At 35.7% G+C, this 13,785-nt stretch carries 12 protein-coding genes; 9 read left to right on the forward strand and 3 right to left on the reverse strand.

Translation table 11 applies throughout. The features are described 5' to 3' along the window. Positions 1-15: 15 nt before the first annotated feature. Positions 16-1,278 (reverse strand): glutamyl-tRNA reductase, encoded by a 1,263-nt coding sequence (hemA, locus tag D7029_RS10115; protein ID WP_088495428.1) that lies wholly within the window; start codon positions 1,276-1,278, stop codon positions 16-18. Between the two features lie 240 nt (positions 1,279-1,518). Between hemA and lolB the strand changes: the two genes are divergently transcribed. The 3 genes from lolB (at position 1,519) to prs (ending at position 4,064) form a co-directional block, all read left to right on the forward strand. Then, positions 1,519-2,157: a lipoprotein insertase outer membrane protein LolB gene (gene lolB, locus D7029_RS10120; RefSeq protein ID WP_088495427.1), complete on the forward strand. Its 639-nt coding sequence runs from the start codon at positions 1,519-1,521 to the stop codon at positions 2,155-2,157. Beyond that, positions 2,154-3,029 carry a 4-(cytidine 5'-diphospho)-2-C-methyl-D-erythritol kinase gene (gene ispE / locus D7029_RS10125; protein ID WP_194950594.1) on the forward strand — a complete coding sequence of 292 codons (876 nt, stop codon included), beginning with the start codon at positions 2,154-2,156 and terminating at the stop codon, positions 3,027-3,029. Before lolB ends, ispE begins: the two co-directional genes overlap by 4 nt. Positions 3,030-3,116: 87 nt before the next feature. Continuing rightward, the gene (prs, locus tag D7029_RS10130; RefSeq protein WP_036912921.1) at positions 3,117-4,064 is read left to right on the forward strand and encodes a ribose-phosphate diphosphokinase; all 948 of its coding nucleotides are present in this window, start codon (positions 3,117-3,119) and stop codon (positions 4,062-4,064) included. Between the two features lie 237 nt (positions 4,065-4,301). Here prs and ychH read toward each other — a convergent pair whose 3' ends face one another. Further along, a complete protein-coding gene (gene ychH / locus D7029_RS10135) occupies positions 4,302-4,580 on the reverse strand; it encodes a stress-induced protein YchH (RefSeq protein WP_088495425.1) in 279 nt (92 codons plus the stop codon). Between the two features lie 345 nt (positions 4,581-4,925). Here ychH and pth point away from each other — a divergent pair, with 345 nt between their 5' ends. The 4 genes from pth to alsS all read left to right on the forward strand — a co-directional run bounded on the left by pth (position 4,926) and on the right by alsS (position 9,823). Next, the gene (gene pth / locus D7029_RS10140) at positions 4,926-5,510 is read left to right on the forward strand and encodes an aminoacyl-tRNA hydrolase (protein WP_194950595.1); all 585 of its coding nucleotides are present in this window, start codon (positions 4,926-4,928) and stop codon (positions 5,508-5,510) included. 184 nt (positions 5,511-5,694) lie between these two features. Beyond that, complete coding sequence (ychF, locus tag D7029_RS10145) at positions 5,695-6,786, forward strand: redox-regulated ATPase YchF (RefSeq protein ID WP_023582042.1); 1,092 nt, start codon at positions 5,695-5,697, stop codon at positions 6,784-6,786. Between the two features lie 462 nt (positions 6,787-7,248). Beyond that, a complete protein-coding gene (gene budA / locus D7029_RS10150) occupies positions 7,249-8,076 on the forward strand; it encodes an acetolactate decarboxylase (protein WP_194950596.1) in 828 nt (275 codons plus the stop codon). A 67-nt stretch (positions 8,077-8,143) separates the two neighbouring features. Continuing rightward, entirely contained in the window at positions 8,144-9,823 is a 1,680-nt protein-coding gene (gene alsS, locus D7029_RS10155) for an acetolactate synthase AlsS (RefSeq protein ID WP_194950597.1), read from the forward strand. Between the two features lie 482 nt (positions 9,824-10,305). Here the strand turns inward: alsS and D7029_RS10160 are convergent, their stop codons facing one another. Beyond that, on the reverse strand, positions 10,306-12,312 hold the full coding sequence (locus tag D7029_RS10160; protein WP_194950598.1) for a pentapeptide repeat-containing protein: 2,007 nt from the start codon (positions 12,310-12,312) through the stop codon (positions 10,306-10,308). Positions 12,313-12,696: 384 nt separating this feature from the next. On the opposite strand from D7029_RS10160, the gene D7029_RS10165 reads away from it, so the two are divergent. After that, a complete protein-coding gene (locus D7029_RS10165) occupies positions 12,697-13,128 on the forward strand; it encodes a PPC domain-containing DNA-binding protein (protein WP_228766783.1) in 432 nt (143 codons plus the stop codon). A gap of 75 nt (positions 13,129-13,203) precedes the next feature. Next, positions 13,204-13,785, forward strand: coding sequence for an ECF transporter S component (locus tag D7029_RS10170; protein ID WP_098942621.1), 582 nt, complete (start codon positions 13,204-13,206; stop codon positions 13,783-13,785).

A 13,785-nucleotide genomic window follows, 5' to 3' on the forward strand; every position in this document is an offset into this window, starting at 1 on the left:
TCCTGTTAGACAAAGTTAATTATGGGTAATACCCAAACTTTCACGTAATAGATTCAGGCGTTCAATATCACCATCACTGGCGGCCTGTTGAAGAGATTTTGTTGGTGTGTGAATAAGACGATTCATCAATTGATGCGAGAGCTGTTGGATGACTTTTTCTGCATCCGCTCCGTTTTGTATCAATGTGATGGCTTTTTCTGTCATTTCTGCACGTAACATTTCAGCACTGTCTCGATATTCTCGAATTGCACCCACAGCACCTTGTGCTCGTAGCCAATCCATAAATTGCCCACTTTCTTGCTGGACAATATGTTCTGCTTGAACCGCAGCAGCTTGGCGTTGTTCACGGTTATGTTGAATTATCGCTTCTAAATCATCAACGCTATAAAGATAAACGTTATTAAGTTTTTCGACATCTTGTTCTATATCACGAGGAACTGCGATGTCCACCAGCAACATTGGCTGATTTCGGCGTTTTTTAAGCGCTCTTTCAACCATTCCCTTACCAATAATTGGTAAGGGGCTTGCCGTAGAACTAATGACAATATCAGCCTGTGCAAGACACTCATCAATCTCTGATAATGTAATGACTTCAGCATCAACTTCATTTGCTAAACGCTGAGCACGTTCTTTTGTTCGATTAGCAATAATGATTTTTTTGACTTGATGTTCACGAAGATGGCGAGCGACTAACTCTATTGTCTCACCGGCACCCACTAATAAAATAGTCAAAGAAGATAACGATTCAAAGATTTGACGCGCTAATGTACAAGCCGCAAAAGCAACAGAAACCGCATTAGCACCAATTTGTGTCTCTGTTCTCACTCTTTTCGCAACTGAAAAAGATTTCTGAAACAAGCGTTCCAGCTCTGAAGAGAGCGAGTGGTAATTTTGAGAATCGGCAAAGGCTTTTTTAACTTGCCCTAAAATTTGAGGTTCACCTAATACGAGAGAATCTAAACCACTTGCCACTCGCATTAAATGGCTGACAGCTTGATTATCTTGATGCCAATAGACACTGCTTTTCAGGTCATTTGGCTCTATTTGGTGATATTGACATAACCAGCGAATAAGCTGTTCATGGCTATTTTCTTTGTCTTCCATACTAAGATAGAGCTCAGTACGGTTACAAGTAGACAGCACGACACCGCCTCTGACAGCGGGTTGCTGTAAGAGGTTATTCAAGGCATCACCCATGGTATCGGGAGAAAAAGAGACTTTCTCACGTAAAGCAACGGGGGCTGTTTTATGATTAATACCTAATGCTAATAACGTCATATCAACTATATTGAGTTATGAATAAATACCGCCTCGCGACTTGACTTAGTGTAAACCTAAAACAGCGCATTTAGTATGGACTCTTCATTTCCGCCATTCTACTTGATGAACAGATTCAATAAAAGAGCTTACTTGAGTGATAGGAGATTTCTATACACAATTTAACGAAATATCGTTATATCATAAGGTTTATGATACTCTTTTTTTCAACTAATAACGAATTAAAGGAATGTCTCAGCTATGCGTTCACGCTTTTTTTCAACCAAACAACTCCTGCGCCTTATCCCGCTAACGGCGTTGTTGCTGAGTGCCTGTAATCTAAATCAGATAAAGACTCAAGGCTCGGCATCTGATAACGATGTGCAATGGCAAGCTCGCCAACAAGCATTAAAGAAAATTTCACAATATGAAACCCGAGGCGCTTTTGCTTATATCGAAGATACAAACAAAACCTATGCCCGATTCTATTGGCAAGACAGAGCTGATGAGCGTTATCGCTTATTGCTTACCAATCCTTTAGGCACAACAGAACTCGATTTAAATGTCATGCCTGGTGTGATTGAAGTTACCGATAATAATGGTAAAAAATATTATAGCGATAATCCTGCTGAGATGATTTACCAACTCACAGGTATGCTTATTCCACTCAAAAATCTACGTGCTTGGCTTGTTGGTTTACCGGGTGACGCAACTGATTTCGAATTAGATGCTAATCACTTATTAAAATCTGTCACATTACCTGCACCTGAAGGTGATTGGATTGTGACTTACCAAGCTTATGATTCAAGTACCACACCTAACCTGCCACAACGCCTTGAGTTAAAACAAGGTGAACGCACTATCAAATTAAAAATGGATAACTGGGATATACAGCAATGACACTAAGTTGGCCTTCTCCTGCCAAACTAAATCTTTTTCTCTACATCACGGGAAAACGCCCCGATGGTTATCATAATTTACAAACGTTATTTCAGTTTTTAGATTATGGCGACACACTAACCATTACACCTCGTGATGATACCCAGTTAACTATCTTAACGCCAATTGATGGCGTAGAAGATAAAGATAATTTAATTATTAAAGCCGCTAAATTACTTCGTGATTATTGCCAGCAACATAATGTTCCTTTGAAGTATCACGGTGCAGATATCAGTATTGATAAAAAACTGCCTATGGGAGGTGGTTTAGGTGGAGGTTCATCTAACGCAGCAACAACATTAATTGCACTTAATTATCATTGGCAAGCCGGATTGAGTGACGAAACTTTAGCCAAATTAGGCGTTGGTTTAGGCGCAGACGTTCCTGTTTTTGTAAAAGGTCATGCAGCGTTCGCCGAAGGCGTTGGTGAAATTTTGACCCCAGCAGAGCCAAAAGAGCAATGGTATTTGGTCGCACACCCCGGAATTTCCATTCCAACACCGACAATCTTCACAGATCCAGAATTAAAACGTAATTCTCCTATTCGCTCTCTTGGCGCATTATTAAAGGCTCCGTTCGAGAATGACTGTGAAATGATCGCAAGAAAACGTTTTCGTGAGGTTGAATATCTGCTTTCGTGGCTGTTAGAATATGCACCGTCACGCTTAACTGGGACAGGTGCCTGTGTGTTCGGCGAGTTCGACTCACAAGTTGCCGCTAGTGAAGTGTTAGTTAACGCCCCTGAGTGGGTGCATGGATTTGTAGCGCAAGGCGTCAACATTTCTCCTCTGCATTTATTCCGCTCAAGGATACCTGTGTTATTGCACCCGTAGGATGATGTTTACAAACCTTATGTTCATAAACACGTTCTTTACTGGTCAACAATATCTCTCTCTGGACGCAAGCCTGAGGTTTTTCTCGTGCCCGATATGAAGCTTTTTGCTGGTAACGCAACCCCGGAACTGGCTCAACGTGTTGCCAACCGACTCTACACTAGCCTAGGAGACGCGGCTGTAGGTCGTTTTAGCGACGGTGAAGTCAGTGTGCAAATCAACGAAAACGTACGTGGTGGTGATGTATTTATCATTCAATCAACCTGTGCACCTACTAATGATAACTTAATGGAATTAGTGGTCATGGTTGACGCATTACGTCGAGCTTCCGCTGGTCGTATCACTGCTGTTATTCCTTACTTCGGTTATGCCCGTCAGGATCGCCGTGTTCGTTCAGCCCGTGTTCCTATTACGGCAAAAGTTGTTGCGGATTTCTTATCTAGTGTAGGCGTAGACCGCGTTTTAACCTGTGACTTACACGCAGAACAAATCCAAGGGTTCTTTGATGTACCGGTTGACAATGTCTTCGGCAGCCCGATTCTTTTAGAAGATATGCTTCAAAAAGATTTGGACAACCCTATTGTTGTTTCTCCAGATATTGGCGGTGTTGTTCGTGCTCGTGCTATTGCTAAGCTTCTGAATGACACTGATATGGCTATCATTGATAAACGTCGCCCTCGTGCTAACGTTTCTCAAGTTATGCATATTATTGGTGATGTTGCTAACCGCGACTGTATCCTTGTTGACGATATGATCGACACAGGCGGTACATTGTGTAAAGCAGCTGAAGCGCTGAAAGAACGTGGTGCTAAACGTGTATTTGCTTACGCGACTCACCCAATCTTCTCTGGTAATGCTGTTGAGAACATCAAAAGCTCTGTTATTGATGAAGTGGTTGTCTGCGATACAATTCCGTTATCAGCAGAAATCAAAGCATTAAATAAAGTCCGCTCATTGACCCTTTCTGGCATGCTGGCTGAAGCAATTCGCCGTATTAGCAATGAAGAGTCAATCTCTGCGATGTTTGAACATTAATTTGTTATAACATTCATTGCAATTTGAGATAACTAAACCCGCTATAGCGTTTGTTATAGCGGGTTTTTTGTTGCTATTTTCTAGAGTAAGAATTTTAGGCAACAAAAAACCCGTTATTATTAAACGGGTCTATAGGTGTGTATTACAACGCATAATGACAACTATTATTCACTTAATATCAGTTATTAACTTCATTATTATTGTTATCTAATCTGATATTTATTTGTGATAACAACATTATGGATAACGGTGATTGTCATGACGACGATAACGCTCATCATGGTTACGTAACCACCAATATCTTTCTGCGATTGTTTCTCTACCACCAATGCGGGCGCCTGCTAACCACACCAAAGCACCAATAAAGATCCCCATTAAAGAGATATCTGATAAAAACTCAGGAAGTCCTAATGGGAAAATATGAGTAAGAAGCGTATAACCAAGACTACCGAGCATAACAATCATCCCCGTAGCCATACATAAATTACCAACTGCAAATGCATGTTTATATTTCATGTTGCACCTCCAAGCGCGTCGTCAGACGATTCAACAACAAAATACATCGAATAACCTTTTGTTCTTTGCAGTTATTATAGCCATAAATACTAAGAAGTTATTGTCGAAGAGATCACATCGCTCCGAAATTTATTGATAATTCTTAACAAAAAATGTGTTTTTGTCTTTCAAAAGAAGAAAATAACGCCGATTTTGTCATTTTCGCTCTTTTTGTTAAATCAAAAAGGTGATATTTCCTCTACACATCATTCCCAAAAAACATTCTATGTAATCTATTTTGTGCTTCTGAGCTTAGACAGGTAAACTATGCCCTTTCTTTTAAGACGATAACAGTGAAAGGCTATTGTGAGTAAAATTAAACTTATCGTCGGGTTAGCAAACCCCGGTGCAGATTATGCCCAGACTCGCCATAATGCGGGTGCTTGGTATGTTGATTTATTGGCTCAACGTCATCAACAATCTCTAAAAGAAGAGAGTAAATTCTTTGGTTATACCGCTCGCATTAATTTGAACGGTAATGATGTTCGATTATTAGTACCAACAACTTTTATGAATTTAAGTGGTAAAGCGGTACAGGCAATGGCGAATTTCTATCGTATCGAGCTTAATGAAATTCTAGTTGCACATGATGAACTCGATTTACCGCCCGGTGTTGTCAAAATGAAGTTAGGTGGTGGCAATGGCGGTCATAACGGTTTAAAAGATATTCAAAGTAAGTTTGCTAATAATCCAAACTTCTATCGTTTACGCATTGGTATTGGTCACCCTGGTGATAAAAATAAAGTTGTTGGTTTTGTATTAGGTAAACCACCAATGAGTGAACAAAAATTGATTGATGACGCTATTGATGAAGCACTTTCATGCACAGACATTTTAATGCGTGATGGTTATGAGAAAGCAATAAACCGCTTACATAGCTTTAAAGCGTAATCATTATATTGATAAATTAAGTAATTTTAATATTCAGAGGGTAAAGCTCCCCTCTTATTTTGTGCGATTAATCCCTGATGATTTAATCAAACGGGGATTTGCTCTATAATAGCGCCAAATTTTTTTAACAGCACACAACAGGAATACTCCCTCCTGTTGTTTTTATGTGACAAGGTGAACGTTTATGGGATTTAAATGTGGTATCGTCGGTCTGCCTAACGTAGGGAAATCTACACTGTTTAATGCCTTAACTAAGGCAGGTATTGAGGCAGCCAACTTCCCATTCTGTACTATCGAGCCAAACACAGGTGTTGTTCCAATGCCTGATCCTCGCTTAGATAAACTAGCTGAAATTGTTAAACCACAGCGTATTTTACCAACAACAATGGAATTTGTTGATATCGCAGGTTTAGTAAAAGGTGCATCTAAAGGTGAAGGTTTAGGTAACCAATTCCTAACAAATATTCGTGAAACTGAAGCGATTGGTCATGTGGTTCGTTGTTTTGAAAATGACAATATCATTCACGTTGCAGGTAAAGTTGATCCTGCTGAAGATATCGAAACCATCAATACTGAATTAGCCCTTTCTGACTTAGATACCTGTGAACGAGCAATGCACCGTAATCAGAAAAAAGCAAAAGGTGGCGATAAAATTGCTAAAGCAGAAATGGAAGTGTTAGAAAAATGCTTACCGCATTTAGAAAACGCAGGCATGTTACGCGCTTTAGATTTAACTGAAGAAGAAAAAGCAACTATTCGTTATTTAAGCTTCTTAACGTTAAAACCAACAATGTATATTGCAAACGTTAATGAAGATGGTTTTGAAAATAACCCATATCTTGAAACTGTTCGCAAAATTGCAGAAGCAGAAGGCTCTGTAGTTGTTCCTGTTTGTGCCGCTATCGAAGCAGATATTGCTGAGTTAGAAGATGCAGAGCGTGAAGAGTTTATGCAAGATTTAGGTATTGAAGAGCCTGGCTTAAACCGTGTAATTCGCGCTGGTTATGCCCTACTGAACTTACAAACTTACTTCACTGCTGGCGTTAAAGAAGTACGTGCATGGACAATCCCTGTAGGTGCAACAGCGCCACAAGCGGCAGGTAAAATCCACACTGACTTTGAGAAAGGCTTTATCCGTGCTCAAACTATCGCTTATAACGATTTTATCACTTACGGTGGTGAACAAGGCGCTAAAGAAGCAGGAAAAATGCGTGCGGAAGGTAAAGAATATATCGTTCAAGATGGCGATGTAATGAACTTCTTATTTAATGTTTAATAATTACTTATATTAAATATAATCGCTAAACCCACGGTCATTCGTGGGTTTTTTATATGCACTTCATTTACTTTTCCTAATTAAAAATCCATTTCAAATTTAGATATTATCATCAAGAATATTTCTTCCATTTTCTTCCCTAAATAGATTAATTCACAGTAATCCATAACTAATTCGTTGTAAAGTGTATGCTTTTCACACTCACCTAGTTATCACCATCACCACACATCCAATAAAAACAGCTTATCAATAAAAATATACTTTATTAAACTGATTTTTTAATCAATAAATCGAATGAATTAAATCAATATAAAACAGTAATCTATATTTAATTTTCAAATACACAACTATCACTCATTATTCAATAACAATTAAAACATTTGAAAATCTTATGTATTGGATTGATAATAAATTTGATGGTCAATTAATGACTATCTTTATTCAATAAGGATCGATTTTATTATGAATAGTAGTCTTAAATATAACGTGCGAGATAATAGCGATATTAAACAGAATAAAGAGAGTGGTTGCCAATGTGGGCAAGAAATAATAAACAACTTAAATAATTATATTAATAATCATCCCGAATGTACTATTTATCAAAATTCATTAATGAGTAGTTTAATTGCGGGTGTATATGACAGTGAGGTTACTATTGCTGATTTATTAAAGCATGGTGATTTTGGTTTAGGCACATTCAATCAACTTGATGGTGAATTAGTTGCATTCGACAGTAATGTTTTTCAGCTACGCTCTGATGGTAGTGCGCGAAAGGCATTAAACTCTCAAAAGTCTCCTTTTGCTGTAATGACATTTTTTAATTGTGATATTGAACATCACTTTTCTTATGGTGCATCACAAAAAGAAATACACAATATAATTAATCAGTATGTTCCCTCCGATAATTTGTTTTGTGCAATCAAGATTGAAGGTGAATTTGAATTAGTTAAAACACGCACCGTTCCTCGTCAAGAGCCTCCCTACCGCCCAATGTTAGAAGCTATCGAAAATCAGCCTATTTTCACCTTTCACAATGAAACAGGGATTATTGCAGGTTTTCGATCCCCACAATTTACTCAAGGCATAAATGTTGCGGGATTTCATGAGCATTATATTAATCAACAACGCCAAGGTGGTGGGCACGTTCTTGATTACTACTTAAAAAAGGGCATATTACAAGTCGGGATCATTTCTCGCCTTACTATTGATTTACCCAGCCAGTCAGCTTTTCTACAAGCTAATTTAATGCCAGACAACCTCCATCAAGCAATAGAACAAGCCGAAAATTAATTTAAAAATCACGTCATTTTATTCTCAATCCAATTTTTTATTCACTTGCAAAATCAAAGAAGGTTATATGAATACTCCTCATTGGAAATGTGGTGCAGATTTAGTTGTCAAACAATTAGAACAACATGGCATTAAACAAGTATTTGGTATTCCGGGTGCAAAAATTGATCGTGTATTTGATTCTCTTGTTGATTCTAGCATTGAAACAGTGGTTGTTCGTCATGAAGCTAACGCCGCATTTATGGCTGCCGCAGTTGGTCGTTTAACAGGCAAAGCAGGAGTGGCTATCGCAACGTCGGGTCCAGGATGCTCTAATCTTGCAACGGGCATTGCAACAGCAACATCTGAAGGTGATCCATTAGTTGCGTTGGGAGGATCAGTAAAATCCTCTGATAGATTAAAACTGGTTCATCAAAGCATGGATACCGTTACCATGTTTAATCCTATTACTAAATTTTGTGCTGAAATTGATTCTTCAAAATCAATTTCCGAAACTATGGCTAATGCCTTTCGCCATGCAGAATCAGGAAGACCGGGCTCCGCTTTTTTAACTTTTCCAATGGATATTTTAAATAATGAAGTGAGTAGCCCAATATTAGTACCTAAATCAAAATCCAATATTGGTAGTGCAAATAATGATGCCATTCAAGAAGCCGTTAAATTACTGCTGAATGCCAAAAGCCCCGTTATTTTATTAGGACTACAAGCTAGTTACCCTGAAAATGCATTAGCATTACAAAAGCTACTTGATATTTGCCCTCTTCCGATTGTAGGCACTTATCAATCAGCTGGTGCGATTGCTCAACGCCATTTTCCTTTATTTGCTGGTCGTATTGGTTTATTTAATAATCAACCGGGTGATGAGTTATTATCTCACGCTGATTTAGTAATCACTCTAGGTTATAGCCCTATCGAATATGAGCCGTCATTATGGAATCACAATAATGCCAATATTATTCATATAGACGAGATCCCCGCTGAAATTGATTTAGCTTACTGCCCTGATTTAGAATTAACAGGCAATATCAAATTGACAATTGATAATTTGACTCACTATTTTGCAAAACAATCTACATCTCAAATTACACTCTCAAATAATACTCGTCAGATTTTAGAGAAAATTCGTCACCAAAGAGAAATTCTGCAACAAAATAGTTATTTTCGGCATGGTTCTCCTATTCACCCTTTAACCATCATCCATGAGATGCAAAATATTATTGATAACGATGTAACACTCTGTATTGATATGGGGAGTTTTCATATATGGCTCGCTCGTTATCTTTATAGTTTTAGGGCAAGACAAATGCTAATTTCTAATGGGCAACAGACAATGGGTGTTGCATTACCTTGGGGAATTGGCGCTTCTTTTGTTCGACCATCCGATAAAATTATTTCTGTTTCTGGTGATGGTGGCTTTATGCAATCGTCTATGGAGTTAGAAACCGCAGTTCGTTTAAATACCAATATCTTGCATATTATCTGGGTGGACAACGCTTATAATATGGTCGAAATGCAAGAGCAAGAAAAATATGGTCGTTATTCTGGCGTAAAATTTGGAGCAATTGATTTTAAACGTTATGCCGAATCTTTTGGCGCTAAAGGATTTTCGGTTGAATGTGCATCTCAATTACGTACTATTTTACATGAAGCAATGACTGTTGATGGCCCTGCGGTTCTGGCTATTCCTGTTGATTATCGAGATAACGCTAAATTAATGGAACATATTGATTACAATTTGATTATTTAGTGTGTTCTAAACTAATTAGATAAAAGCCCTCAATAATATTAAATACTATTGAGGGCGTTCTAATATAATGCTACTGCTTATTTTGATTTAAATATTCAGCCACACGAACTTCAATATTTTTACACTTACTCTCTGATAAAGAATAGAACATAGCAATATTATTGACATCTACATTCAATAATAAACCGTAATAATAAGCATTTTTCACATCACTTTTAAACAAATATACTTCATAGAGTTTTGAGAAAGAAGGCTCTGCGAATACATTTAAAATTATCACAAAATAATGGTTGCAAATAAAAGATTAGGATGATGTAACAAAATACTGGCGCCTTGATATGTTGGAGCAAAGTGAAATCTGAAACAATATCTTTACGTCATTTTTTACTTAGAAATCAATCAAATAATACATTAATTTAATTCCCCCCCTCTCCTACAATGTGTTTTTGACTAAACAAGAATTAACTTTATTTCTAAGTAAATTATTTCCAATGTATAGGCATAATAGCATTATAAATTTTATTAAAGTTTTTTTCCGCATAAGAGTTCATTATTGAAAAAAGAATATCAGTACATGTAAATGCATTATCTTGTCCTAACAATCTATTTTCCCAATCACTAAAATAATCATTCATTAAATCCGCATTTAATTCATTTGCTTTACTCAGCAACGCATAAGCGTACATTCTTAATATTTGAGGTGATTCGTATTCTGTGCCAAATACAGCACTAGATGAGTATTTAACAAATAGCGTTGCAAGACTTAATAAATATTTTGATTTTTCTTCATTATTTAGTAACTCAATATCTAAGTTTTGACAAATCTCTTGATAATGCTCTTCTTTTAATGAGGCATGTTTAATATTGTCATTTGAAAAAACCAAGAACTTTTCAAATATGTCAACTAATTTTTGTTGATTCTCAATACTAACTAATTTTTGTTTAGACGTAATAGCGTTGCCTATAAAAGCAGAATAAAATTGATTGTAGAAATTATCTAATTTTAATGTTGGTAATATTTTAAGACACATACCTTTATGAATACTTTCATTATAACTATTTTTAAATATATCGAAATCACTATTAAATAAATTATAATAGTTAATTTTCTCAATAGCTTGGTTTTTATTATTAATATAGAGAAAGAAATTATTCCATCTTATATCATGCTCTGTATCATGCGGAAATAACATATTCGTTAAATTTTCATGACTAATTATAATAGTCTTATTCTCATCACCATAAGTATGATTATTCTTACTAAAAATAATGTAGTTATTATAATCTTTTTCACTCCAATCTACTTCATGATATCCATTACCAAAATCTTCTTTTTGAACAAAAGGTCTAACGTCACCCAAATTAAGATACTTTTCATATAATACTCTGGCTTTTTCTTTGATATTTTTATTATCATGATAAAGAGACAATGCCATTAACTCAATAAATTCATTATTATTCTTTATCATAAATTCATCATAATAATATATATTAAACTCATCTGGCTTCCTATTATTATGAAGTTCAGTAATCACATCTAAACAAAGTGGCAAATGATTTTTAACTAATTCATTTTGAAATAATCTGGTATTATTACAGAGATGTTTGAATTTAATTTCTAACAAACGCTTGGTAAAAGCATAGATTTCTTTATTATTAAGATAATATTCTTTAGATGAAATATTGTCTATTACTAAGTCCACAAGAAATAAATTATTTGCAATTCCTATGTTTTTATTTAATTTATCTATTACTTGTCTCATAAGAGATATTTTTATTTTATAGTACTTATCATCTATAGAATTAATGGTATCAAAAATTGTATGCCTACTTAAGTTTTCATCTAAAGACTGACTCATTAATTTCGAATCAAACAAATGAAATTTAGGATTAAGACTTATTTCTGCATTATCGAGTTTTGCATTTGAATAATTAGCATTGTTTAAATAAACTTTAGCGCCTGTCAAATCACTATTTATAAATATTGAGCCTTCTAGATTTGCTTGCGTTAAATCAACACCTTTAAGATTAGATCCTGAAAAATCAACACCTTTATATCCCCATCTCTTATCAATATTATACGAAGAACTAAAATTAGCCTTTCTTAGATCTTTATTTTTTAGATCAACACTAATTAAATTTTCATTACTAAAATCATATGGACGCTTAAATGGCCTAGATGTTCCAGTTAATCTTATTAATTCGCTATTTTCAACATTACTATTAATAAGTTCACTCTTATCTGTAAAATCATTTCTAATTACATTTATTTTATCAGATAATAACTTATACTTAATTAATTTTTCTTGCTGAAAAAATTTATTATCAGAGCATTTTTCTAATTTTAATTGTGCATTTGTTGAATTTATTCTTAATATTTTTTCTGCAAAATGTATATTACTTAAGGAAGGATTGCGATTTGCTAAATCAACAGCGGCTGCAGTGCTTCTCATTACATGCGCTTTAAGATATAAATACATATTACTCATAATTAACACCAATATTTAATCGATTAAAAATGATAAAAATCCAGATAATATTCATATACCCCTCTCTCATTGATTATTAAACAATCTAGTTAGTTAGCTTCTGTACCTACTAAAAAAACAGTTAAAATATTAAGGATAAATATTCCAAATTAATCTTATTTTCTTCTCTATATCTTCTTATAAGCGAATATTTTGCTATAAAAACTTTATTTGCCACCAAAACACTATTCTCTATTCCCTCTTGCGACTTTTCTATTAATAATACGTTGCAATTATTTTATAAATGTAAGCTAAAACTAAGCTTTATCTTATCGGGTTTGCTACCTTTAACATCTAAAATAACGCTAACCTACTAATATAGTACAATAAATCATTAGGATAACTATCATGTCTCAACCTCAATCACTCTCCTCTACTACGCATTTTTTTGCTGTTAGATTATTACCCGGTGAAGATGTGATTGCGGTATTGCGCCAATTTATTCAGCAAAATAACCTAAAATCGGCATTTATTGCAGGTTGTGTGGGGAGTTTAACAGATGTGGTATTACGTTTTGCAGGTCGCGAAGAAAATCGCTATCTTACAGGTAAATTTGAAATTGTTTCACTTATTGGAACGTTAGATGACCAAGGTGAACATTTGCATTTAGCGGTTTCAGATGAAAATGGATTAATGTGTGGTGGACATATGATGCCAGGCTGTACAGTGCGCACGACGCTAGAGCTCGTTATTGGTGAGTTAGAGCAAGTGACTTTTAGCCGTCAGCCTTGTGAGCACTCTGGTTATGAGGAGTTGGTCATCGCACCGCGTAAATAGCCTTTTTATCAAAAGCGTTATTGACGCAAAATAATAAAACCAATAGTAACTATCCTTTGTAAAGGTTTTTAAACTATGTCTACAACTCCTCAAATTTCGAGCCGTACTCTTGTGCTCATTGTTGTTTCTATTGCAATAAATATGATCGGTGGTCAAATCACCTCAATGGTCAAACTTCCTATCTTTTTAGACTCTATTGGTACACTTATCTGTGCATTATTAGGGGGTCCGTGGGTTGCATTATTTACTGGATTATTAACCAATCTATTATGGGGATTAATTAGTGGTCCAATGGCTGCCGCATTTGCACCCGTTGCGATGATGATAGGATTAAGTGCAGGTTTATTAGCACGTGCGGGTGGTTTTCGTTCTTTAATTCGCGTTATTGGCTCAGGCGTTGTCATTACTTTAGCGTTGATGATTGTCGCTGTTCCAATTCGTACTTATTTATTTGGTGGTGCAACTGGAAGTGGCGCAGATTTCTTTGTCGCTTATTTTCATGCTGTTGGTGAAGGGCTTATTGAATCTGTTGCAATTACTGTATTAGGTGCAAATCTTGCCGATAAAATATTATCAGCAATTATTGCTTGGTTATTAGTACGTCAATTACCACAAAGAACACAACGTAATTTTCCTGCAATGGCTAAGGTTCGCTAA

The organism is Proteus vulgaris (genome assembly GCF_016647575.1).
Taxonomy (GTDB): Bacteria; Pseudomonadota; Gammaproteobacteria; order Enterobacterales; family Enterobacteriaceae; genus Proteus; species Proteus mirabilis_B.